19 protein-coding genes and 1 riboswitch are annotated in these 24322 nt (G+C 64.1%); of the genes, 10 read left to right on the top strand and 9 right to left on the bottom strand.

The features are described from left to right. Positions 1–2: 2 nt before the first annotated feature. From CQW31_RS16475 to CQW31_RS16485, 3 genes are all read left to right on the top strand, one after another. Entirely contained in the window at positions 3–710 is a 708-nt protein-coding gene (locus tag CQW31_RS16475) for a TraX family protein (RefSeq protein WP_099814923.1), read from the top strand. Positions 711–740: 30 nt separating this feature from the next. After that, a complete protein-coding gene (locus CQW31_RS16480) occupies positions 741–1652 on the top strand; it encodes a LysR family transcriptional regulator (protein ID WP_099814924.1) in 912 nt (303 codons plus the stop codon). Between the two features lie 99 nt (positions 1653–1751). Beyond that, entirely contained in the window at positions 1752–2732 is a 981-nt protein-coding gene (locus tag CQW31_RS16485) for an LLM class flavin-dependent oxidoreductase (protein ID WP_054884538.1), read from the top strand. A 147-nt stretch (positions 2733–2879) separates the two neighbouring features. Here CQW31_RS16485 and CQW31_RS16490 read toward each other — a convergent pair whose 3' ends face one another. From CQW31_RS16490 to CQW31_RS16510, 4 genes are all read right to left on the bottom strand, one after another. Beyond that, complete coding sequence (locus CQW31_RS16490) at positions 2880–3977, bottom strand: alkene reductase (protein ID WP_054884537.1); 1098 nt, start codon at positions 3975–3977, stop codon at positions 2880–2882. Positions 3978–4132: 155 nt separating this feature from the next. Then, positions 4133–5143, bottom strand: a complete 1011-nt coding sequence (locus tag CQW31_RS16495; protein ID WP_099814925.1) for an aldo/keto reductase — start codon at positions 5141–5143, stop codon at positions 4133–4135. Between the two features lie 79 nt (positions 5144–5222). Next, positions 5223–6743, bottom strand: coding sequence for an FAD-dependent oxidoreductase (locus CQW31_RS16500; protein ID WP_099814926.1), 1521 nt, complete (start codon positions 6741–6743; stop codon positions 5223–5225). A gap of 897 nt (positions 6744–7640) precedes the next feature. After that, positions 7641–8969, bottom strand: a complete 1329-nt coding sequence (locus tag CQW31_RS16510; RefSeq protein ID WP_099814927.1) for an MFS transporter — start codon at positions 8967–8969, stop codon at positions 7641–7643. Positions 8970–9132: 163 nt separating this feature from the next. On the opposite strand from CQW31_RS16510, the gene CQW31_RS16515 reads away from it, so the two are divergent. Both CQW31_RS16515 and CQW31_RS16520 read left to right on the top strand, forming a co-directional pair. Continuing rightward, positions 9133–10230 (top strand): sugar diacid recognition domain-containing protein, encoded by a 1098-nt coding sequence (locus CQW31_RS16515; RefSeq protein WP_099814928.1) that lies wholly within the window; start codon positions 9133–9135, stop codon positions 10228–10230. Between the two features lie 112 nt (positions 10231–10342). Then, on the top strand, positions 10343–11482 hold the full coding sequence (locus CQW31_RS16520; RefSeq protein ID WP_054884533.1) for a glycerate kinase: 1140 nt from the start codon (positions 10343–10345) through the stop codon (positions 11480–11482). Between the two features lie 144 nt (positions 11483–11626). On the opposite strand, the gene CQW31_RS16525 is transcribed toward CQW31_RS16520, so the two are convergent. From CQW31_RS16525 to CQW31_RS16535, 3 genes are all read right to left on the bottom strand, one after another. Then, positions 11627–13969, bottom strand: coding sequence for a bifunctional diguanylate cyclase/phosphodiesterase (locus CQW31_RS16525; RefSeq protein ID WP_099814929.1), 2343 nt, complete (start codon positions 13967–13969; stop codon positions 11627–11629). A gap of 80 nt (positions 13970–14049) precedes the next feature. Further along, positions 14050–15045: an SCO family protein gene (locus CQW31_RS16530; protein ID WP_099814930.1), complete on the bottom strand. Its 996-nt coding sequence runs from the start codon at positions 15043–15045 to the stop codon at positions 14050–14052. A gap of 62 nt (positions 15046–15107) precedes the next feature. Further along, positions 15108–18500 (bottom strand): Ig-like domain-containing protein, encoded by a 3393-nt coding sequence (locus tag CQW31_RS16535; RefSeq protein ID WP_099814931.1) that lies wholly within the window; start codon positions 18498–18500, stop codon positions 15108–15110. 250 nt (positions 18501–18750) lie between these two features. Then, a riboswitch (TPP riboswitch) is annotated at positions 18751–18865 on the top strand. Positions 18866–18895: 30 nt separating this feature from the next. Between CQW31_RS16535 and CQW31_RS16540 the strand changes: the two genes are divergently transcribed. The 4 genes from CQW31_RS16540 to CQW31_RS31330 all read left to right on the top strand — a co-directional run bounded on the left by CQW31_RS16540 (position 18896) and on the right by CQW31_RS31330 (position 21766). After that, on the top strand, positions 18896–19543 hold the full coding sequence (locus CQW31_RS16540; protein WP_099814966.1) for a TenA family protein: 648 nt from the start codon (positions 18896–18898) through the stop codon (positions 19541–19543). Next, complete coding sequence (tenA, locus tag CQW31_RS16545) at positions 19540–20205, top strand: thiaminase II (RefSeq protein ID WP_099814932.1); 666 nt, start codon at positions 19540–19542, stop codon at positions 20203–20205. Before CQW31_RS16540 ends, tenA begins: the two co-directional genes overlap by 4 nt. Positions 20206–20557: 352 nt before the next feature. Further along, positions 20558–21538, top strand: coding sequence for a DNA-binding protein (locus tag CQW31_RS16550; protein WP_099814933.1), 981 nt, complete (start codon positions 20558–20560; stop codon positions 21536–21538). Between the two features lie 57 nt (positions 21539–21595). Continuing rightward, the gene (locus CQW31_RS31330) at positions 21596–21766 is read left to right on the top strand and encodes a DUF6021 family protein (protein ID WP_177332359.1); all 171 of its coding nucleotides are present in this window, start codon (positions 21596–21598) and stop codon (positions 21764–21766) included. A gap of 47 nt (positions 21767–21813) precedes the next feature. On the opposite strand, the gene CQW31_RS16555 is transcribed toward CQW31_RS31330, so the two are convergent. Then, entirely contained in the window at positions 21814–22065 is a 252-nt protein-coding gene (locus tag CQW31_RS16555) for a hypothetical protein (RefSeq protein ID WP_054884528.1), read from the bottom strand. Positions 22066–22089: 24 nt separating this feature from the next. Then, positions 22090–22590: a DUF4142 domain-containing protein gene (locus CQW31_RS16560; protein ID WP_054884527.1), complete on the bottom strand. Its 501-nt coding sequence runs from the start codon at positions 22588–22590 to the stop codon at positions 22090–22092. 162 nt (positions 22591–22752) lie between these two features. Between CQW31_RS16560 and CQW31_RS16565 the strand changes: the two genes are divergently transcribed. Beyond that, complete coding sequence (locus tag CQW31_RS16565; protein WP_099814934.1) at positions 22753–24318, top strand: sensor domain-containing diguanylate cyclase; 1566 nt, start codon at positions 22753–22755, stop codon at positions 24316–24318. The last annotated feature ends 4 nt before the right edge of the window (positions 24319–24322 follow it).

The raw sequence follows: 24322 nt of genomic DNA on the forward strand, positions 1-24322 counted from the left end.
GCGTGCGGTCGGCGGGGCTGGACCTGGTCAAGTGGGTGGCGATCGTGACCATGGTCGCCGACCATGTGCGGTTCATCTGGCCAGCGGCTGAAGGCTTGTTCATCGTTGGCCGGTTCGCATTTCCCTTGTTCTGCCTGGCCATGGCGGTCAACGTGGCGCGTGCCGGCGACATCAACCTGCGCTACCTCGGCTGGTTGCTGGCGTTCGCCGTATTGTCCGAAGCGCCGTATCGTTGGCTGGATCCTGACTCGCAGACCTTCAGCATCATTCCCACGCTGACCCTGGGGCTGCTGGTTGCATGGGGTGTGCATCATCAGCAGGTTTGGGTCCGGCTGGGCGGGCTTGCTGCCGTTCTGCTCGCCGCGCTCTGCAGCGAGCGTCTGATGTATGGCCTGCCCGGTGTGTTGCTTCCCGCTGGCTGGCTGCTGGCGCGTCGGCAGGGTGGGCTGGCGTGGCTGCTGCCTTGCCTGCTGGCCGTGGCGGGCAACCTGACCAACAGCTGGCTGCGCGGGCACCTCGGGGCCCCGGTGACCTTGATCACCATGGCCGCCGCGGCGCTGGCGATACCCGTCGGCTGCCTGCTGCTGCGGGCCGAGCATTGGCCGGTGCCAGCGGTGCGGCGCTGGGGCTATCTGTTCTACCCTGTGCACCTGTTGCTCATCAAAGCGCTTGTATCAGCCCTTGCAATGGCGCAAATCGCACCCATCTAAGCGGGTCTTTCGTATCCGCAGGAGCCCGCCATGGAACCCAACCGCTTCGGCGATATCGCCGCCTTCGTGAGCGCAGTGAAGGCTGGCAGCTTCACCGCAGCGGCAGCCAGCCTTGGCCTGACCCGCTCGGCGGTGGGCAAGAGCATCGCCCGGCTGGAAGCGCGCATGGCGGTGCGCCTGCTCAACCGCACCACACGCAAGCTGAGCCTGACCGACGAGGGCCAGGTGGCCTTCGAGCGTTGGCGGCAGATTCTCGATGATCTGGACGAGGTCGAGAGCACCATGGCCCTGCGCCGGGGCAGGCCAACGGGTACCTTGCGCCTGACCGCGCCGTTATCGTTCGGCCAGCGTCATGTGCTGCCGATCCTGGATGCCTACCTCAAGCAGTGGCCAGAGCTGCGCGCCGATATTCGATTCACCGACCGTTTTATCGACCTGGTGGAAGAGGGCGTCGACGTTGCCGTGCGTATCGGTGCGCCCAAGGAAGATTCGCAGCTGTTGACCCGCACGGTCGCCTGGCAGCAGTTCGTCACCTGTGCGTCACCCGCGTACCTGCACCAGCACGGTGTGCCGCAGGTGCCGGCAGACCTTTACGGGCATGACAAGATCGCCTTCCTCAGTGGCGAGAAGTCGATGCCGTGGCGCTTTCACACCGACGAAGGGCTGCACCTGTGCGAGGAGCCCGGGCGGTTGAACATCGACAGTTCCGAGGCGATGCTCGATGGTGCCCGGGCCGGTTTCGGCCTGATTCACCTGCCGACCTACATCACTGGCGATGACCTGCGGGCCGGTAGGCTGGTGGAGGTGCTGCACGACTATCGCCCACCGGCTGACCCGATCCGTGTGGTTTATCCGAGCAAGCGGCACCTGTCGCCACGGGTACGCGGGTTCATCGACCTATTGGTGGCGACCTGGGAACGAGGAGTGCCTTGGGAAGACTGATTAGGGACTTCAAGGCCCCTATGTGGGGCCTGAGGCCGGGTTTATCCCTGGCGCCGCAGCGCGGAAACTGGCGTCACTGATAATCCCTCTGGAGACCCCATGACTGCCCTGTCCGTACTGGATCTGGTCATGATCGGCGAAGGCAAGACCTTCGCCGACGCGATCGAAGAATCCCGCCAGCTGGCTCGCCACGTCGAGCAGCATGACTACCGCCGCTACTGGATCGCCGAGCACCACGACATGCCCGGCATCGGTTCGGCTGCCACTTCGCTGGTGATCAACGAAATCGCCAATGCCACCCAGCACATTCGCGTCGGCGCTGGCGGCATCATGCTGCCCAACCATGCGCCGCTGGTGGTCGCCGAGCAGTTCGGCACCCTCGACACGTTGCATCCGGGCCGTATCGACCTGGGCCTGGGGCGTGCGCCCGGTACCTCGGGGCCCACCGTTCGTGCCTTGCGTGGCGCTGCGCCGGAGCGTGATTTCAGCCAGGACATCGCCGAACTGCGCGACTACCTGGCCGACAACGGCAAGCGCCAGGTCCGCGGTGTGCCGGGCGCACACGAAGTGCCGGTGTGGATCCTCGGCTCCAGCCTGTTCGGTGCCGACCTGGCGGCGAAGCTGGGGCTGCCCTATGCCTTTGCCTCGCATTTCGCACCGCGTTACCTGCTGCAGGCGATTGCCCACTACCGGGCCAACTTCCAGCCTTCTGCACAATTGGCCAAGCCGTATGTAATGGTGGGCGTGAACCTGTTCGCCGCCGACAGCGATGCCGAGGCCGATTACCAGGCCAGCTCGCACCGCAAGTGGATGCTGGACCTGCATGTCGGGCGCTTCGGCTTGCTGCCCAAGCCGCAGGAAGGCTATGTGCAGAACTTGCCGGGCCATGAGCGGGCAGTGCTGGAGCAGGTGATGGCCTGCAGCATTGCCGGTGGGCCGGAGCGGGTGCGGGAAGGGCTGCGTTCGCTGATCGAGCAGACCGGAGCGGATGAATTGATGATCGATTGCCGGATCCATGATCCGTTGGCGCGTTTGCGCTCGCATGCCTATGCGGCGCGCGCTTTGGCCGAATTGCGTTAAACCTCATTGGCCTTTTCGCGGGCACGCCCGCTCCCACAGGTTCTGCACAGTGCTTGAAGTCCGTGCAATACCTGTGGGAGCGGGCGTGCCCGCGAAGAGGCCATTACAGGCAATAAAAAAGGGAGCTTTCGGGCTCCCTTTTCAGTATCAGGCCTGCTTGAGGAACGGATAGTCCGTATACCCCTCAGGCCCGTTGGCATAGTCGAACTGCGCCCGATGCTCGTTCAACGGCGCCTGCAGCCGCAGCCGCTCAACCAGGTCCGGGTTGGCAATGTAGCTGCGGCCGAAAGCCACGGCATCGATCAGGCCACGGCCGATCAAGTCTTCGCCTTTCTCGGCGGTATAGGCACCTGCCGCGATGATGACGCCTGGGTACGCGGCACGGATCTGCTCGCGGAACTCATCACGCAGCGGCTTGCCGCCTGCCCAGTCCGGCTCGGAGAGGTGCAGGTAGGCGAGGTTGCGCTTGGCCAGTTCCTTGATCAGGTACAAGCCGGCGGCTTCCTGGTCCTCGCCGTTGTCCACGCCATTGAAACCACCCAGCGGGAAGACACGGATGCCGACGCGCTCGGCGCTCCAGTTGGCGATTGCAGCGTCCACGGCTTCCAGAACGATACGCGCACGGTTTTCCACGCTGCCGCCATAACGGTCTTCGCGCTGGTTCGCGCTCGGGGTGAGGAACTGGTGCAGCAGGTAGCCGTGGGCGGCGTGCAGCTCGATGAAATCGAAGCCGGCCTCACGGGCGTTGACGGCGGCCTGGCCGAAGTCGGCAACGATGGCGGCAATCTCTACTTCGCTCAGGGCACGGGGCGTGGAGGTTTCCACCCGCATCAGGTTGCCTTGCTCATCGCGCAGGGTGGTGCGGGCGTTGGCCGGCAGGGCCGATGGTGCGACCGGTGCTTCACCGTCGGGTTGCAGCGAGGTGTGCGAAACCCGGCCGGTGTGCCAGACCTGCACGGCACTGTGACCGCCATCGGCGTGGATGCCTTGGTTGACGACCTTCCAGGCAGCGATTTGCTCGGCGCTGTGGATGCCTGGCGAACCGGAGTAACCCTTGGCCTGGAAAGAGATCTGCGTGGCTTCGGTGATGATAAGCCCGGCGCTGGCGCGCTGACGGTAATACTCGGCCATCATCGGCGTCGGGACGTCGCCAGGCTCCAGGCTGCGCAGGCGGGTGAGCGGGGCCATGAACACGCGGTTGGGCAGGGTCAGGGGGCCGATCTGCAGGGGTTGCAAGAGTTTCATTGTTGCTCCAGAGGTGGGAAACCAATGGCGCGAACGATACCGGGATGATTGGGGAAAGGGGGGACCGGGACCCCGGCGTAGAGCTCCCCAATGCCATTTTCCTGTGCCGACCTCTTCGCGGGCAAGCCCGCGAAGAGGCCGGGACAGGAGAACACTCAGCGCCGAGCCAACCGCCCACTGACAAAATGCGCCACATCATTGAACCCTGGCGTAGACGCATGCCCCGGCGTCACCAGCGAATCGATGAATGCCTCGTCTTGCGCCGTGATCTTCACCTCCAGCGCCCCGCCATAGGTATCCCACTGAGCCTCAGTGCGCGGTCCGACGATGGCCGAGCTGACCAGCTGGCTGTTGAGCACCCAGGCAATCGCGAACTCGACCAGGCCCACGCCCTTGGCCTGGGCGTAATCCTGCAGCTGCCGGGCAATGGTCAGTGACTCCTGGCGCCATTCCACCTCCATGATGCGCTTGTCCTGGCGCGCAGCACGGCTGCCGGCCTCGGGCTCGGCCCCCGGTGCATACTTGCCGCTGAGCACGCCACGGGCCAGCGGGCTGAAGGGCACCACACCCAGGCCGTGATACGCGGCGGCGGTCATTTGCTCAGGCTCCGCCTGGCGGTTGACGATGTTGTACAGCGGCTGGCTTACCACGGGCTTGGCCACACCCAGGCGCTCGGCGAGGTTGCAGATCTCGGCGATGCGCCAGCCACGGTAGTTGGACACCCCCCAGTAACGGATCTTGCCCTGCTGCAGCAGGTCACCGATGGCCCGCACGGTTTCTTCCAGCGGCACCTTGTGGTCTTCGCGGTGCAGGTAATAGATGTCCAGGTAGTCCAGGTGCATGCGCGTCAGCGTGGCATCGATGCCATTGAAGATGTGCTTGCGCGACAACCCGCTGCGGTTGGGCAGGCCATCGGTGGGCCCCATGCCGACCTTGGAGGCAACGATCCAGTCCTGGCGGTGGCGCGCCACCGCTTCGCCGACGATCTCTTCGGAGCGGCCGGCGTTGTACACGTCGGCGGTGTCGATGAAGTTGATGCCCTGGTCCCAGGCCTTGTCGATGATCCGTAGCGCATCCTCGGTGCCGGTCTGCTCGCCGAACATCATGCTGCCCAGGGTCAGGGCGGAGACTTGCAGGCCGGATTGGCCCAGGGGACGGTAGATCATGCCGAGGATCCTTTGCGGGGAATGATCCGGTTGTTTTACACAGAACCGACGGGGTTTGAAAGCCGCCAGGGCGGTGATTTCAGCCAATCAGCTGGAGGGCCTCAATCAGGCTCAAGGGCCGCTTCATCCGTTGCGACAGCGTCGCCATGGCATCCGAATAGCCCTTGGCTACCACTGCCTGAACCTGGTCTGCGAAACACTGCAGGGCAATGAAATCGCCTTTCTCCGGCTCACCGACGAACTCGATGCGGTCCCAATTCCGGGCATGCCCCAGCACCTCGTAGGTACGCCCGTGCTGGTAGGTCCAGAAGAACGGCACATCGTTGTAGCGGCGTTGCTCACCCAGCATGTTGGCCGCTGCAATCACGCCGTGCTGCTGGGCCAGCCGCCAGTGCTCGATGCGCACCGGCTGCCCTGCATGGGGGAAGGTGGCGATATCGCCCGCGGCCCACAACCCATCGGCGGCATGCAGTTCGGCATCGACCGACACTGACTGGTCCTTGGCCAACTGCACGCCTTGCACGAACGCCGTGGCCGGCTTTACTCCCGTTCCCAGTAGCACCAGCGAGGTGCTCAGCTGCTCGCCATTGGCCAGTTGCACGGCTTCGACCTTGTCTTCGCCCAAGAAGCGCTCGACGTCGGTCGGGCCGTGGAACACCACGCCCTTGCGCTCATGCAGCTCGCGAATGCAGCGCCCGATACGCTCGCCCAGCTGTTTGGCCAACGGTACTTCGTGACGCGTGACCACATGCACCTGCGCGCCATATTTGCGTAGCGCAGCGGCGGCTTCGAGGCCAATGAAGCCGTCACCGACGATCACCACCGGCTGCCCGGGTTCGGCGGCATCGAGCAGGTGCGCGGCATCCTCGCGCGAGCGCAAGGTCATGATGCCGGGCAGGTCGACACCTGGCAGCTGCGGACGCACCGGCTTGCCGCCGGTAGCCAGCAGGGCTGCGTCATAGTCGATGTGCTGGCCGTCAGCGAGGGTGATCTGGCGCTTTTTCGCATCCAGCGCACGGACCTTGCCGAAGCGTCGGTCCAGATGGCCTCTGCGCAGCTGGTCGGGTTCGATCAGGCTTGACACCTCGTCCGGCGCCATCTCGCCGGCAATGACGAATTTACTCAAGGCGGTGCGGTCGTAGGCGGGGTGGCGCTCCTGGTCGAGCCAGATCAGGTGCCCGCCAAAGCCGTGGTCGAGCAGTGTGGCAACGGCCGCCGAGCCGGCGGCACCGGCACCGATCACCACGAAGGTGCGGGCATCGCTGTGACGCGGTGGCTCGCTCTGTGGCAAGGGTTGGTCATCGACCCACACTTCACCGTCTTTGACCCACGCCCGGTAGCGGCGCAGGCCGGTCAAGGCCGGAGGTTCACAGACCGCACCCTCGTCGACGGCAAACGCTGCCTTGTGCCAGGGGCAGATCAGCAGGCCGCCACAGACCACGCCTTCTTCCAGTGGCGCGCCTGCGTGCGGGCAGTTGCCCTGGTAGGCATGGACCTGGTCGCCCTGGCGGACGAGGATCATTTCTTCGTTGCCTGCCTGGACGCGCAATGGGCGCTTGGCATCGAGCTGTTCGAGGCGGGCCACGGCGTGCTGGGTCATGGGGCTTCTCCAAAGGGGGGCTTTTGGAGACATTTGACGCCTGAGGGGCGAAGGGGATGCGTTGAACTGACGATCGGCGTCGTGGTGTTCGCCTTGGGATTTGCAGCGCCTGTGAGATCGAGCGCCGCCCGCGCGGCGCATCGCGGGCAAGCCCGCTCCCACATTTGTTTCGGGCCAGTTACTCCTGTACCGCCAACAGGGACCGCCTTGTTCGTATGGCGATGGATCTCGGTGGAAGCCAGCAGGGGCAAGGCGATGCATCGCGATGGGCACAGCGGCTGCTCCACCTGTCTCTAGCCATACACCAAGGCGATTCTTGTTGGCTTCACAGGAGAGACTGGCCCGAAACAAATGTGGGGCTTGCCCGCGATGCATCGCGATGGGCACAGCGGCTGCTCCACCTGTCTCTAGCCATGCACCAAGGCGATTCTTGTTGGCTTCACAGGAGAGACTGGCCCGAAACAAATGTGGGGCTTGCCCGCGATGCATCGCGATGGGCACAGCGGCTGCTCCACCTGTCTCTAGCCATGCACCAAGGCGATTCTTGTTGGCTTCACAGGAGAGACTGGCCCGAAACAAATGTGGGGCTTGCCCGCGATGCATCGCGATGGGCACAGCGGCTGCTCCACCTGTCTCTAGCCATGCACCAAGGCGATTCTTGTTGGCTTCACAGGAGAGACTGGCCCGAAACAAATGTGGGGCTTGCCCGCGATGCATCGCGATGGGCACAGCGGCTGCTCCACCTGTCTCTAGCCATACACCAAGGCGGTCCCTGTTGGCGGTACAGGAGTAACTGGCCCGAAACAAATGTGGGAGCGGGCTTGCCCGCGATGCGCCGCGCGGGCGGCGCTCGATCTCACAGGCGCTGCAAATCCCAAGGCGAACGCATCAAAAAGCTCAATTGGCCGCTGCAGTCTTCAATGCACCGGCCCGGGTAACCCGCAGGGCCACCAGGCTACCCAGCACGATCAACGCGGCCAGCGAATACAGCGCAGCATCGGTCGAACCAGTCTGGTCCTTGATGAAGCCGACCAGGTACGGGCTGAGGAACCCGGCCATCTGGCCCACCGAGTTGATGATCGCCAGGCCTGCCACTGCGGCACTGGCGCTGAGCAGTGCGGTCGGCATCGGCCAGAACATCGGCAAGCCGGTGAGGGCACCCATGGTGGCGATCGACAGGCCGAGGATGGCAAGGGTCGGGTTACCGGCGAAGTTGACCGCGATCAGCAGGCCGACGGCGCCCATCAGCATCGGTATCACAAGATGCCAGCGCCGCTCGTTGCGCAGGTCAGCCGAGCGCCCGCAAAGGATCATGAACACGCCGGCCAGCAGGTACGGAATGGCGCTCAGCCAGCCGATCAGCAGCGGGTTGTCGAAGCCCATGTTCTTGATGATCGACGGCAGCCAGAAGTTGATCGCGTACACACCGCTCTGGATACAGAAGTAGACGAAGCCGAAGGTCCAGATCAGCGGGTTGGTCAGCACGGCGATCACGCTGTCGCCACGGGTGGCGGGCTTGCTGGCAGCGTCGGCCTCAAGGTCGGCGGCGATCAACTGGCGCTCGGCAGTGCTCAGCCAGGCGGCTTTCTGATAGCCGTCGCTCAGCAGCTTGATGGCCAGCACGCCGAGGAGCACGGTAGGCACCCCCTGGATGAGAAACATCCACTGCCAGCCGGCCAGGCCATGCTGGCCGGCGGCGAAGTGGTCGAGGATCCAGCCCGAGAACGGCCCACCGAGCAGGCCCGACACCGGGATCGCCGACATGAACAGGGCCATGATGCGGCCACGGCGATCAGCCGGGAACCAGCGCGAGAGGTACAGCACCACGCCGGGGAAGAAGCCCGCTTCGGCGGCGCCGGTCAGCAGGCGCAGGGTGTAGAACTCGGTCGGGGTGGTGACGAACAGCAGGCAGGTCGACAGGCTGCCCCAGGCGATCATCATCGCGGCAATCCAGCGCCGCGGGCCGAAGCGGTTGAGCGCCAGGTTGCTCGGCAGGCCGCAGAGCACGTAGCCGATGAAGAAGATGCCGGCGCCCAGGCCGTACACGGTCTCGCTGAACTTCAATGCGTCGAGCATCTGCAGCTTGGCGAAGCCGACGTTGACGCGGTCCAGGTAGTTGAACAGGTAGCAGATGAAAATGAACGGGATCAGCCGCAAAGTGATGCGCCGGTACAGCGCGTTGCGGGTGATGTCTGTGCCTTGGTCAGGGGCAGGGCTGTGTGCCATGATCGTGGTCTCTGTTGTTATGGTTGTCGCCGCGTCGCCTGTGCCGGCGCTCGCCCTGACGAGTCTCGGGGAGTGCGACGCGCCTGTCTTTGTGCGTTTGCACAGCGTATCGTGCATGGCGCTGTGCTGCCGTACAAAAGCTGACACGTTTAAGGATCGCTGAATGTTCGAACTGGACCATGACCTGGCGCAGGATATCGTCGATCGGGCGATGGCCATTCTGCCGTGCAACGTCAACGTCATGGACAGCCAGGGGCTGATCCTCGGCAGTGGCGAGCCGGAACGCATCAACACCCGCCACGAGGGGGCGCAGCTGGTATTGGCCAATGGCCGGGTGGTCGAGCTGGACGTCGACGCGGCCAAGTGCCTGAAGGGCGTGCAGCCGGGGGTCAACCTGCCGTTGATGCTTGACGGGCGCCTGATCGGCGTGCTCGGCCTGACCGGTGAGCCGCAGCAACTGCGCACCTACGGCGAGCTGGTGCGCATGACCGCCGAGATGCTCCTGGCGCAACGCCATCTGCAGGTCGAGCAGCAGTGGCGGCGCCAGCGTTGCGACGACTTGCTGGCGTTGCTGCTCGGGGGCAGTGGCGATTCGCCGCGGCTACTGGATGAGGCGCAGCAGCTGGGCCTGAAACCTCAGTTGCCACGGGTGCCATGCCTGTTCGAGCTGCGCGCCGGCCCACCCGCCGAAACGCTCTCGGCCTGGTTGATGAGCCGTTACCCGGAAAGCTGGTGCGTGAGCCCTTCGCGCGAGTCATTGCTGTGGTGCCGGCCGGCGGGCCTGGTGCTGGATGAAGCACGCCTGATCGACCGCCTGCAGCGCCACGGCTGGGAGGTCGAACGCCTGGCCCTGGGCGGCGCGGCGCACAGCCTGGAGCAGCTGCGCCGCGGTTATCGACGCGTGCGTGACTTGCTGGCCTATGGCCGCGAGGTGCTGCCGCAAGAGCAAGTGCTGAGCCTCAACCGCTACCGCTTGCCGGCGTTGCTCTGGCGCCACCGCAACGAAGACGCGCTGGATGAGCTGCTGCAGCCGCTGCAGCGCCTTCGCGCCCGCGATGCCAGCGGCCAGCTGCTGAACACGCTGCGCGCCTGGTGCGCGCACGATGGCCAAAGCCAGGCTTGTGCCGATGCCCTGGGGATTCACCGCAACAGCCTGCGTTACCGGCTGGAGCGCATCGCCGAACTCGGCGAAGTCGACCCGTTGCGCCTGGAAGGCATGCTGAGCTTGTACCTGGGGCTGCAACTGCTGCCGGTCGACTGAACGCAGGCAAAGGCATTTGCCCAAACAACGCCGCCGGGATTTTGTGCATCCGACCGAGGCCGGCGCGCCAGACAGCTGTCAGCATGCCCGTCATCAGGACAGGAGAATCCCCATGAAAATCGTCATCGCCCCCGACTCGTTCAAGGACAGCCTCGACGCTGCCGGTGTCGCCCGTGCCATCGCCCTGGGCCTGGGCGAGGCGTTGCCCGCCGCCGAACTGGTCGAATGCCCGATGGCCGATGGCGGCGAAGGCACCATGGAGGCGATCGTCGCTGCCAGCCATGGCGAACTGCGCCGCCTGACCGTGCGCGGGCCGCTGGGGCAGCACGTCGACGCCGGCTGGGGCTGGCTGGCAGACAGCCGCACCGCAGTGATCGAGATGGCCCAGGCCAGCGGTATCCAACTGGTGCCCAATGGCCAGCGCGATGCCTGCCGCAGCAGCACCTGGGGCACCGGCGAGCTGATCGCCGCGGCGCTGGCGGCCGGGGCGCAACGTATCGTCCTGGCCATCGGCGGCAGTGCCACCAACGATGGCGGCAGCGGCATGCTGCGCGCCCTGGGCCTGCGCCTGCTGGATGCCGACGGGCAGGCGCTGGAGGAAGGTGGGCTGGCCCTCGCGCGGCTGGCCCGAATCGATGCCAGTGGCCTGGACCCACGCCTGGCCCAGGTGCAGGTTGAAGTGGCAGCCGATGTCGACAACCCGCTGTGTGGCGTCAATGGTGCCTCGGCGATCTTCGGCCCGCAGAAGGGCGCCAGCCCCGAGCAAGTGCAGGCCCTGGACCGGGCCCTTGGCCATTTCGCCGACCATTGTGCGCAGTTGCTGGGCGAAGACGTGCGCGACTTCCCGGGTTGCGGCGCGGCAGGCGGAATGGGCTTTGCCGCCAAGGCATTCATGGGCGCACGCTTTCGTCCCGGCGTGGAAGTGGTCGCCGAACTGGCCGGCCTGGACGCGCTGGTGCAAGGTGCCGACCTGGTGATCACCGGGGAAGGGCGCTTCGACGCCCAGACCCTGCGCGGCAAGACCCCCATGGGTGTGGCGCGGGTGGCCAAGCGTCACGGGGTGCCGGTGGTGGTGCTGGCGGGGACCTTGGGCGAAGGCTATCAACAACTCTATGCCCACGGGATCGACGCCGCGTTCGCCCTGGCCAGTGGGCCCATGACCTTGGAGCAGGCTTGCGCTGACGCCGCACAATTGTTGCAGGCGCGGGCCGGTGACATTGCGCGTGTCTGGCGCTGCGCCACGAACCGCTGAACGCTTCGGTAAAAGCCGTCGGCATGGAGGCATAGGCTGGATGGCGGCCAGGTTTTTGGCAGGGAGGATCCGACCCCTCGCCGACATCCGGGCAGCCAGCCTGATCATGGCAAACAGCCAACGGATGGACGCGCTTGTTAACGCTCATGCCATTGCGCCAGGGGTTGTAAAGCTCAGCGTCTGCAGTTCATTGAAAGGCGGGTAGTCACGCAACTGCGCCAGCGACATCGGCCGGCTGAAGTGATAACCCTGGGCGATATCGCAGCCGGCGAGCTTCAGGCATACCACCTGCTCGCGGGTTTCGACGCCTTCGGCCACCACTTCCAGCCCCAGGCGCTTGGCCAGGATGATAGTCGAGGACACGATCGGGCTGTCGTCGTAGCTGTTGGACAGCGGTGCGATCAGCGAGCGGTCGATCTTGAGTTTGCTCAGCGGTAGCGCCTGCAGGTGCGCGAAGCCGGCGTAGCCGCGGCCGAAGTCGTCCAGGCTGATGCCCAGGCCAGCGGCACGCAGGCGATGCAGGTGGTCGACGGCAGTCCCTTCCGGGTCGAGGATGGTGGTTTCAGTGATCTCCAGTTCCAGGCGCTGCGGGCTGATACCGTGCCGCTGCAGCGTGGCCAGCAGGCGGGTGCTGAAGTCGGCCTGGCGCAACTGCATGGCCGAAACGTTCACGGCCAGGCACGTTTCACGGCCTTGTGTGCCCCAGCAGGCCAGCGCTTCGCAGGCCAGGCGCAGCACTTCCCATCCCAGTTCGATAATGAAACCACTGCGTTCGGCCAGGCTGATGAAGCGGTCTGGGTAAAGCAGCCCGAAATCGGGGTGATCCCACCGCACCAGGGCCTCATAGCCCAGGACCCGGTGGCTATCCAGGCGGATCTGCGGCTGGTAGTGCAACACGAACTGGCGTTCGGTCAAGGCCGTGCCAAAGGCTTGCTCAAGGGTGAACGCCTGGATGTCGGCAAGGTTGAGCGAGGGGTCGAAGAAGCGGTACTGGGCGCGCCCGGCCTGCTTTGCCGAGTACATGGCGGCATCGGCGCTGCGGATCAGGCTGTCGATGTCCTGGCCGTCACGCGGGCAGATGCTGACCCCGACGCTGGGGCTGGTGTTGACCTCCTGACCGTCCAGGGCATAGGTGGCCGAAAGCTTCTGCACCAGCGTACGTACCCAGCTGTTGATCTGCTCCTCGCTACGTTCGCCCGCCAGCAGCACGACGAACTCGTCACCACCAAAGCGCGAGGCCTCGTCGCCGGGTTCGAGCAGGCGCTGGATGCGCCCGGCCACTGCCTGCAGCAGCAGGTCGCCGATCTTGTGCCCGAGCGAGTCGTTGATCGACTTGAAACGGTCCATATCGATGAACAGGATGGCCATCAAGCGGCGCTTGCCACGCTGCCGGGTAAGTGCCTGCCCGGCGATTTCGACGAACTGGCGGCGGTTGTGCAGCCCGCTGAGGTGGTCGGTGGCGGCGGCATGGCTGCTACGCCGGTGTTCGTCTTCCAGGCGGCCGATCAACTGCTGGTTGACTTGCTGCGCGTGCTCCAGGGCGGTGAACGCCTCCTGGCGCTTGCGCAGCAGGCGCAAGGTCCAGGCCAGGCTGGCGAGGATCATCAGGGTCATGCTCAGGTTCAGCCAGAACTGCCGCGAATAGGCCAGCGCGGACGGGGCCAGAATCTCGTCATGACGCTGGCTGACCATCACACTGAAACCACGCTCGGGCACCCGCCGGTAGAGGCTCTGGTAAGGGACCCCGGATGTGTATTGGGTCAACTGCCCAGTGACTTCGCCGGCATCGGGCATGTCCGGTTCGAAGCGGTCGCCTGCCACCACCACGCCGCTGTTGTCGATGCGCAGGCGTTCAGCGCCGTGGTCCTGGATAAGGCGCATCGAGCCACCCTTGCCAAGGTCGATGTGCTGGAACAGGACCGCCAGGTAGCCGATGTCGAGTTGCACCACGAGAATGTTGTCGATCTCCCGCCCCGGCAGGTCGGTCAAGGGCAACAGGAAGGGCAGGCGCCAGTTGGTCAGCGACCCTGGTGAGGCAGCTGGGGCAACACGGGGCAGGAAAGGCTTGAAGCCATAGTGGGCGACATGCACCTTCAACTGCTGCAGCCAGTCTGCTGGCAGCTGTACGGGTTCGTCGCTGTGGCTGGCGGACAGCAACCGACCCTGGCGGTCGTACAGGCTCATGCGCTTGAACACCGGGTCTTCTGCCAGCAGCCTGGCCAGGCTGAGGCTGCCTTCGCGCAGCGTCTTCATGTCCTCCTGGGTTACCCGGCCCACGGCCTGGGCGCGGTCGACGAGCTGGCGCAGGGTCTCGGCAACGATACTGGCCAGGTTAAGATGCTCGGCCGCCTTGGCTGCCAGTGCATCCTGGCGCGAGGCGGCCTTCTGGGTGACGTGCAGCCCCCAGAGGAAGGTCAGGGTGGCGGCACAGAGCATCAGGATCAGCAAGCGCAGCAGGCTTGCCGATGAGTGAGAGCGACGAATCACTGCTGGTTTTCCCGACCCTGGGTGATAGTCGAAAAATACGACAGGTAGATGACAGGCTCATGACGGATGGCTAATTGCCTTCAAGGTTTTCCCCGATCCGCCAGGGGCGCCTGTATGCGCGACGTTTCTTCCTGCAGGTAAGTGATCAGCGCGGTGATCTCGGTATCGCCCAGCCGCATGTTGGGCATGGCCAGGCGGTTGTACTGTTCATAGAGCAGGGTGGCCAGCGGTTCCTTCTCGGCCAGCATCTGGTCCGGTTCCTTCAGCCAGCGTATCAGCCAGCTTGGGTCGCGTTGCTGGGTCACACCGAGCAGGTCAGGGCCGATGCCGGGTTGGCCGGGCTCGGTATTGCCCACGGTGTGGCACGAAGAGCAGCGGGTGCGGAAGATCTGTTCGCCACTGCTGGGCGGGCGGATCTGTGGTGCGCTGGCGTAGTCGTTGGTCGTGGCGCTGGCCTGTTTCCAGTTGTGCAAGCTGTTGCCCAGGCGGTCGGCGAGGATGTAGGGGCTTTCGAAGGGTGAAGCCTTCATCCAGCGGCCAGTTGCCTGGTTGCCGATGATCAGGCTCAGGTTGTGGTCCCTGGAACGCCCGTTCTCAAGGCCTTCGATGTACAGACCCAGGCGCCGGCGCAGCTGTTCGATAGCTTCGGGTTCGCCAGTGAGCAGAGTCCAGCCGGGGCCGATGCCGAATCTCTCGGCATAGCGCTTGAGGGTGGCGGGGGTGTCGTTGTAGGGGTCGATACTGATGGAGTAGAGAAAGATGTCCTTGCCCACCCGGTCACCGAGGATCTTCTGTACCTGGCGCAGGCGTGCGGTTTCCACAGGGCATGAATCGGAACACCCAGTGAAGATGAAGTTGATCGCCACCACCTTGTCCTTGATCAGGTCGTCGAAGAAACGCACCGTCTTGCCGTCCTGGGTGATCAGCGGGGTATTGGGAAAGTAGCTGGAGCCCCACGGTGTCGCAGCCCCGGCCGATGCTGGCGACTGCGCCGATTCAGCTGGCTTGATCGGCCAGTAGTGAGTACCGGCAGCGAACAGGGTGAGGGCAAGCAGAACACGCCATGACAGGGCCATGATGTCATTCCTCCAGTGATGAGGCAGCGGGGGCCGCAAGGCGGCCCCTTTCAATGGAACAGTCACTTGATGCTGATTGGCGCCGTCACGCTTTGCCCCAGTGCCGACTTCACGGTGATCGTCGCCGGTGTCGCCGGGCCGCTGCCGGTAGTGGTCACCGACAACCGCCAGCGGGCTCCGCTGCCTGCCGCCGTCAGCGTCGCCGTGCCCAGGTTCAGCGGGCCACTGGTGGTGGCTGCGGTCACGCTGATGCTGTTGCCGCTGGCCACCGAGGTGGTGCCAGAGATGTCCCAGGTGTAGCGGTTGTTGCTGCGTACCTGCACCACGGCGCTGCTGACCTGGACCTGGTCCGCTGCTACGGCAGGGCTCACCGCGACACTGACCGTGGCCTGGGTCAGCGAATCGGCACCTTTGGCATCACGCGCCGTATAGGCAAAGCTGGCGGTGAATGGCGTGTCGACCGTGGCCGGCGGAGTGTAGGTCACGGTGGTGCCATCGGTGCTGGCCGTACCCTTGCCGGAGTCTGGCTGGTTGAGGTCCCTGATGGTCAGCGGCAGGTTGCCTTCGGGGTCGGTGTCATTGGCCAGCACATTGATAACGATCGGCTTGCCGGCCGTGGTTGCGGCGCTGTCGTTGTTGGCCACTGGTGGCTTGTTGGCGGTGTCGGTGTTGGTATTGCTGACTGTGCGGAAGGTTGGCAGGCCCACCGACGCCATGTACTGCACGCCATCCCAACCAGGCAGCGGGGTCGGCATCACCTGGAACTGGCCCGGGTGCTCGATGTCCCAGCGCAACAGCATCGAGTTGTCTTCGTGCTGGGTGTTGTGGCAGTGCTCCATGTAGGTGCCGGCGAATTCGCGGAAGCGAATGGCCATTTCCACTTCACCCGAGGAGTCGGCGTCCGGGCCGATGCGGTAGACGTCCTTGCGTGCCCATTTTTCCCACTCTGGCGGTGCCTTGCCGTCACGGCTGAGGATCACGCCTTCCTCGAAGTGCACATGCACCGGGTGGCTCCAGCCGTTGCCGCCGTTCTTGATCTTCCACACTTCCAGGGTACCGTCGCCGCTGAAGCCGCCTTGGGTCGCTTCGCTGGCCAGCTGTGGCGCCGCAGAAATGCGCCGAGGGTCCATGCTGTAGCCGAAACCGCCGTCGGTCTTGATGGTCCAGGGGCTAGTATCGGTGCCGTCGGAGCGGCCAAAGATGAACTCGCGGTGGCGGGCCGCCTTGAGCTTGGCCTGATCGGCGGCAGCAGTGCGGTCGATGGTCAGCGGGATCATCTTCAGTCCTTCGGCCTTGCCCGGCTTGGCCGGTTCGTAGGCGCTCGGGTCCATGCTGACGTCCTGGCCGCTGTAGGGCTGTACGACCAGTTGCATGACCTTGCCCACCACCGGGTCACCGTTGTCCCACTGAGGGCCGCTACTGGTCTGCTTGATCACGGCCTTGTACTTCTCGGACAGCACGTCGGCCAGCGGGATGGCCTGCTTCGGACCCTTGCCGGTTTCATGCTCCATGATGTTGACGATGTACAGCTTGTCGCCGGCCTTGATCCCGTTCTTGGCGAAGTTGATGATGATGTCGTAGCGCTCGGCGATGCCTTGCAGCGGCAGGATGGCGTTGTTGTCGTCGGTCTTGCCGTCGCCGTTGAGGTCCATGGTGCCGTCGAACGGCACGGCGTGTTCCATGATGTTGCCGTCGTTGGCGATCATGTGGAACGGCACCCGGGCGTACGACACGTTGGAGCCGGAAGGGCCCTTGAACTCGCCACTGTTGCCGGCGATTTCACGCACCACGGCGAACTTGAAGTAGCGCGACACCGAACCGTTGAGGATACGGAAGCGGTAGCTGCGGGCGCGGACCTTGAGCTTGGGCTGGTACTGCCAGTTGACCAGCACCTGGTCACCGAGGAAGCCATCGGTGTTGAACGGGTTGAACCACAGCTGGCCGTTCTGATCCCAGGCCTTGTCGGCGATCACCAGGTTGACGTCGTAGTCGCGGTTGCCCCAGGGCATCCCCGAACCGCTGGGGAAGCGCAGGTTGACCCCGTCCTGCAGCGCTTCGTTGCCGCGGTCGATGGCGCTGTAGTAGTTCATCATCACAGCGTTGCCTTTGTAGACGTTCTGCGCCGTGAAATCCATCATGTGGTCGTGGAACCAGTGGGTACTCATGGTCTCATGCCAGTCGCCACGAATCTTGATGCTGCCGTTCTCGCAGGTCTTGAGCCCCGGGTTGGCGTCGTTGACGAACAGGGTTTCACCCGGCGAGCAGGGGAACGCGGCGCGCGGGTCTTCGGCACGGGTGTTGATGGTGTCGTAACCGGCCAGCTGGATCGGCCAGCGGTAGTCATAGTACTGGCCAGGGAAGAAGTACGCGTTGGCAAAGCCATCGCTCTCGGCCGGCGAGTGACCGTTGTGCTCGTGGGTGGAAATGGTGTGCAGGCCAAAGCCTGCGTTGGCTGCCGGGTCGATCGGCAGCGCGTTGTAGTGGCGCATCAGCACCGGCTGGCCATAACGAACCATCAGCAGTTTCGGCGGGAAGGTGCCGTCGAAGGTCCACAGCGACTTGTGGTTCTGCAGCGGGAAGTTCGGGTGGAAGCGGGTGTCGATGCCCTTGGTGGTGCCAAGTGTAGTGGGGATGTCCGAGGTCTGGTAATACAGCCCGCCCGGCGCAAATTCCCCCACGGCATAGTTGTGCAATTGCTTGCGGTCACGCAGCCCCTGGTTGATGCGTGCGCCTGCCTGTGCGGTCTTGAACGCAGCCTGGGGGTAGAACTCGTTCCAGCGCTGGTGCGACCAGCCTTTTCCTGGTGGCCGGCCTTCTGCCGGCGAGCCGACCGAATTACGGTTAAGGAACATCTCGATCTGCGCTTTCCACGGGTTGCGGTCCAGGGTGTTGGCGTACTGGGTCGGGTATGGGTACAGGCCCGGTTGCTTGAGGAAGGCTTCCAGGGCATTGCCGTTGGGGCTGCTGCGAGCGACCACGTTCGGGTCTTGCGCAGGTTCCGGGCCGAGTGTGGGAACCGGGAAGGTCAGCGTTGGTGGCGGCAGGTTGGGGTCGAGTTTTTCCGGACCGAATTCTTCGAACAGCAGCAATTGCTGGGTGAAAGGCTGCGCACCGAACAACGGGCTCGGCTTGCCGTTGGTTGGGTAATTGCGCGACGTCTGCAGGGCAGGCGGCAGCACGTTGTCGACGCGATTGCTGGTCCGGTCACCGTAAACCCCGTTTTGCAGTTCCAGCGAACCTTGGTTGGCTTCCGGCAGGTTGGACAGGTTCAGCAGCGCGGGCGCGGGGTCAGCCGGCTGGTCATCGTAGTGCGACGGGTCTGTCGGAGGCGGCTGGCTGACATCGTCCAGCGAAGAGGCCATGGCTGAGATCAGCCCGAAGCTGAGCATCAGCGCGGTCACGGCAGACAGTTTGAAGGCGTGGCTGTTGGGGTGGATCACGGCAGGTGTTTTCATTGCCTGGTGCCTCGCTCACGGCTAAATGGCTATGGGCCATCAATGGCGTATTGCCGGTTTTATGGCCTGAGCAACCGCTGTGCCAACAGATGTTTCGGTAATACTTTGTCAAACAACTCCTTGCGGCGCCTGAGGTGCGCTAAATAATGGGGTGTCAAGGAGCGGGTGTAGGCCCCCGAAATTGGGCATGTTTGGGGCCCAACTGCGGTGACGGAGTGGGTGACAATGGGTGATGGGGCCTGTATACATGTTGCCCACCAAGGGGAGCCCGGCAACGGGCTGAGAAACCGCTGGCAGCTGCAGCGCGGTGACCCTTCGAACCTGATCCGGATAATGCCGGCGAAGGGATGGGACTGCCGACCTGCCTTTTGCCGGCCTCACTGCGAGGCCTCACCATGACCGAACGCTTCAGCGAAACCCTGCAACGCCAGAACCAGCCGACCTGGTCGGCGGCCGTCAGCCATCGCTTCGTCACCGAACTCTGCGCCGGCAGCGTGGCTGATCCGATCATGGTCCGCTACCTGGTCCAGGATCACCGCTTTCTCGACAGCTTCCTGACCTTGCTCGGCGCCGCCATCGCCACCGCCGACACCTATGAAGCCCGCCTGCGTTTCGGCCGCTTCGCGGGGATGATCTCCAGCGACGAGAACACCTATTTCCTGCGAGCGTTCGAAGCCTTGGACGTCAGCCCGGCGCAGCGTACCGAGCCCGCAGACACTGCACCTACCGCTGGTTTCAAGGCCATCATGCGCGAGGCCGCGGCCACCCGTTCCTACGCCGCCGCGCTGGCCGTGCTGAACGTTGCCGAAGGCCTGTATCTGGACTGGGCCCTCAAGGCACCCAAGCCGTTGCCGGCCAACTTCGTCTACGCCGAATGGATCACCCTGCACGACAACCCGGCGTTCTGCGATTTCGTTGCGTTCCTGAAGTCCGAACTGGACCGTGTCGGCCCTCGGGAGGCCGCATTGGCCAGTGATTTCTACGCACGTACCGTTGAACTGGAGCTTGCCTTCTTCGACGCCGTCTACCGCGAGGAGGCATGAGCATGGATATTTTCGAGCGTTTGAAGGCTGCTACGGCCGGGCAGTGGAACAGCTATGTCGACCACGACTTCGTGCGCCAGATGGGCGAGGGCACCTTGTCGGAAGACGCCTTCCGCACCTACCTGATCCAGGACTACCTGTTCCTCATCCAGTTTGCCCGCGCCTGGGCCCTGGCTGCCTACAAGAGCCGTCTGCCGGCGGATATCCGCGCTGCCCAGGCGGGCCTGGCGGCCATTCTCGACGAGACCGAACTGCACGTGCGGCTGTGCGCGCGTTGGGGGTTGTCGCAGGCTGATATCCAGGCTGCGCCTGAGCACCAGGCGACCGTGGCTTACACCCGTTATGTGCTCGACTGCGGCGCGGCCGGTGACCTGCTCGAGCTGCACGCGGCGTTGGCGCCGTGCGTGATTGGTTACGCCGAGATCGGTCGCACGCTGGCGGAGCGCATTGGCGACCTTAGTGAGCACCCGTACCGGGAGTGGATTGGCGAATATGCCGGCGAGGCTTACCAGGGGGTGGCAGTGGCGGCGCGCAAGCATCTGGATGAACTGGCGGCGCGGAGCATGACCGAGCAGCGGTTTGTCGAGCTGGCACAGATCTTTGGCCAGGCTTCGCGGCTCGAAGCTGACTTCTGGCAAATGGGGCTGGATGGCGTGGGCTGAGGCCGGGCTAAGCCTTCAATCGCGCGTTTTGGGCGAGGTTTTGTAAATCGCCGTGCATATGAACCGCACGGCGATCCGGTCACATACCGTATGTCAGGCTCGGCAGGTTCGTTGCTGTAGACCCAGAGGCAGTCTTGCTGGTTGAGAGTGCAATCCCCAGCAGCCGGGCGCCGCCGATCGAATACGTACCCCAGGTAATTCCGCGCCGCAAGAGCGTTCCGCTTGAGCCCGGCAATGCGGTAACTCTCGATTATCGAACCGTAGATTTCACTTGAAATCCTGCCTGGCAAAGAAGAACATTCACGCCTTATTACGTGGTACGTACCATGTTACTTAAGTTCGAGGAGTACACATGGCCCGGGGCGGCATCAACAAGGCGGTAGTGCAGCAGGCGCGGCAAGTGCTGATCGCCCGGGGTGAATACCCCAGCATCGATGCAGTACGTATCGAGCTGGGCAATACCGGGTCGAAGACCACCATTCACCGCTACCTGAAAGAGCTCGAAGGGCCAAAACCTGTGGCGTTGCAGGGGCAGGCAGCCCTGAGCGACTCGTTGACCAGGCTGGTTTCGCAGTTGGCCGCGCAGGTGCAGGAGGAAGGCGACGCCCGTATCGAGCAGGCCGAAGCCGCGTTCAACGAGCAGCGTGATCAGCTTGTGGCGCAGTTGCAGCTGGCGCAGCAGGCACTCGCCGCAGCGCATCAGCAACAGCAGATCCAGGCCGCCGCGCTGGCTGCCGAGTCGGAGCGCCTGGTGACCGCGCAACATTCGCTGCAGGCTGAGCAGTTGCGCAGCGCCAGCCTCGGTCAATCCGTGGGTGAATTGCAATTGCGCCTGGCCGACAAGGAGGAGCAGGTGCGTTCGCTGGAGGACAAGCACCGCCATGCCCGTGAAGCGCTGGAGCATTACCGCAGCGCCAGTCGCGAACAACGCGAACAGGAACAACGCCGCCACGAAGCGCAGACCCAGCAATTGCAGCTGGAGTTGCGCCAGTTGCAACAAGGCATGAACGCCAAACAGGAGGAACTGACCCGCCTGCACCGCGACAACGAACGGATGCTCGGCGAACATCGCCAGGCGGCCAGTGCATGCGAGGCCAAAGACGTCTTGCTCGAGCAGCGCGATGCGCAGATCCAGGGGTTGCGGACCATTCTTGCCCAGGCGCAGGGTGCCAGCGATGAAATGCGGCGGCAATTGCAGGCGCAAACGCAAAGCCTGGAAGACAACCGTGCGCGATGCTCGGAGCAGGGCATGCAGTTGCAGCAGATGCAGGACGAGCTGCGCAAACGCGATGAGGCGCTTGATGCACTCAAGGCGCAGCAAGCCGGCAATTGAATCAAACTTCCTGCTGCGACTGCGTTCTTCCGTAGACATTCCCCGGGAGCGCGCAACATGAAAAAGCCAGAGCAGCATCAGCAGGGCCCGCATTCTTCAGGCCATGCGCAGAAACAGGACGATTTGGGGTTTGACCCGGATTCTCCGGACTTGAGCGATCCGCAAGTGGACCCGCAAGGGCCGGCAAAACCGCCACGGGACGTGGAAAAAAACCACAAGGGCCGGTGATTCGGCCCGCCCCATCGCCGCGCTGCGAGCGATGGGGCGGATGAGCCTCAACCCTCCACTTGCTTGGCCGCTTCGACACCCGCCGCCGACAGCTTGATGGGATAGTGCACGCTGATCTGGTGGTCATCGTCGACCGCCACTGCGCCATCCTGGATCAGGCCGTGCTCCTGCAGGGTCTTGAGCATGCCGGCCACGGCCTTCTCACCGCGATAGTTATCCAGCAACTCCTTGCCCAGCCCTTGCGGGTGGGCGTGCAGCAGGCGGGTGAGAATTTCGCTTCGCAATGCATCGTTAGTCATGTGTGGCCTCGTGTCGTCGGGCGGTCACTTGCCGTGAGTGGCCTGAAGTGCCTTGGCCTGCTCCAGATGGTGTTCAAGCTTTGGCAGGGTTTCGCTGGCGAAGGCTTTCAGCTCGGGCTTGTCGGAAGACGCCGCTTCCTTCTTGAACAGCTCCACGGCTTTTTCGTGGGCATCGACCTGGTTGTTGACATAGGACTTGTCGAACGACTCGTCGCGCCATTCGAGGATCATCTTCTTCACTTTGTCGGTCAGCGCCGCTTCGTCCGGCACGCTGATGTCCAGCTTGCGGGCGATGTCGCCGAGCTTCTGGTTAGCCGCGGTGTGGTCGGTGACCATCTGCTGGGCAAATGTCTTGATTTCGGCGTTCTGGCTCTTTTCCAGGGCCAGCTTCCCGGTGACCACCTCGGCGATGCCGGATTCGGTGGCGGCCTCGACAAAATCGTCGGAAGTGGCGGCCAGTGCCTGCAGCGATGCCATGCCCAGTACCAGCGACAGCCCAGCGCGTTTGATGAACAGATTGCTCATGCCTGACTCCTCATAACCGTTGGCGCGACCTCAGTGTCGCGTACGGTTGAGCAGCGATGACGGGCAAAGGTTTCGTTTTTCTCGGCGCCGGTCGACCATCGAAAGGCACCTGGGCGCTGAACTATAGTCATAACGGGCATACGCTTGAGGACAAGGACTTCCATGGGTGCGGCCAGAAAGCAGGACGAGGACGGGCTGATCACAGCCAGCGGCGAGGGCCGTGCCGTGGCGTTGTTCCGCCTGGTGCTGTCGTTCATGGCGGTGATGATGCTGGCATTCGTGCTGGTCGAGGGCTGGCGTACCTGGCGCGACTATCGTCACGCATTCAGCAATGCCGAGAACATGGTCACCAACCTCGCCAGGGCCACCAGTCAGCATGCCGAGGATGCCATTCGCCAGGTGGATGCGATCACCGCTGTACTGGCCGAGCGCATCGAAGGCGACGGTTTCGCCCACCTGGACCGCCCTCGGCTGCACGCGTTACTGGCTCAGCAAATGGCGATCATGCCGCAGCTGCATGGCTTGTTCGTCTTTGCTCCGGACGGTAGCTGGGTGGTGACCGACCGCGCCGCGATACCGCCCAAGGCGAACAATGGCGACCGCGACTACTTCATCTATCACCGCCTGCATACCGACCGCAGCGTGCAGATCGGCTCGGTTGTGCGCAGCCGTACCACTGGCGACCTGATCATTCCCATCTCGCGCCGGTTGGATAACCCTGACGGCAGCTTCGCCGGGGTATTGCTCGGTACCATCAAGGTGGACTGGTTCGTGCGCTACTACGGAGATTTCAAGATCGATGAACGAGGCGCGCTGGTACTGGCCAAGCGCGATGGCACCATCCTGGTTCGCCGGCCGTTCGTGGAGCAGGTGGTGGGGCGCAGCCTGGCCAACAGTGAAGTGTTCCGCAATTACCTGCCCTATGCCAACGAAGGCCTGGCCGAGGCGGTGGCTGTAATTGACGGCACCCCGCGGCTCTATGCCTACCGGGCATTGTCGAGTTACCCGCTGGTGGTCGAGGCCGGCTTGTCACGGGAGTCGATCATCGCGCCCTGGCGGTACGATGTCATCAAGTCGGTTGCGGTACTGCTGCTATTGCTGGTCGGCCTGGCGGCGTTCGGCTGGGTCGTGCTGCGCCAACTGCGCGAGCGCATTGCCATCGAACGGGCGCTGCACCAGGCGCACCAGACCCTCAAGTCACTGGCACTGACCGACAGCCTGACTGGGCTCGGCAACCGCCGGCGGCTGGATGCGGTGTTCGAGGCCGAGCTCAAGCGGGCTCACCGCCAGGGTTACCCGGTAGCGCTGGTGATGCTCGATCTGGATTACTTCAAATTGTACAACGACCGCTATGGTCACCCCGCTGGCGATCAATGCCTGCGGCGCTTTGCCGAGTTGTTGCAGCAAGCCTTGAAGCGGCCGGCGGACTTGGCGGTGCGCTATGGCGGTGAGGAATTCACCATGTTGCTGCCTGACACCGATGCAGCAGGCGCCGAGCTGGTCGTCGATGAGGTCATGCAGTTGCTGCGCCGCCAGGCAATCCCCCATGCCGGCAGCCCCTTGGGAGTGGTATCGGCCAGTGCCGGGATCGCGGTTGGCCATCCGGCACAAGACGGGTGTACGCCGGAAAGCCTGATGGCGGCGGCCGATGCAGCCTTGTACCAGGCCAAGCGGCAGGGGCGCGATGGTTATACGGTGGCAGCTGCTTTGGCAGAAAGCGGCGGATGACCGC

It is taken from the genome of Pseudomonas sp. 382 (assembly GCF_002759075.1).
Lineage (GTDB): Bacteria > Pseudomonadota > Gammaproteobacteria > Pseudomonadales > Pseudomonadaceae > Aquipseudomonas > Aquipseudomonas vlassakiae.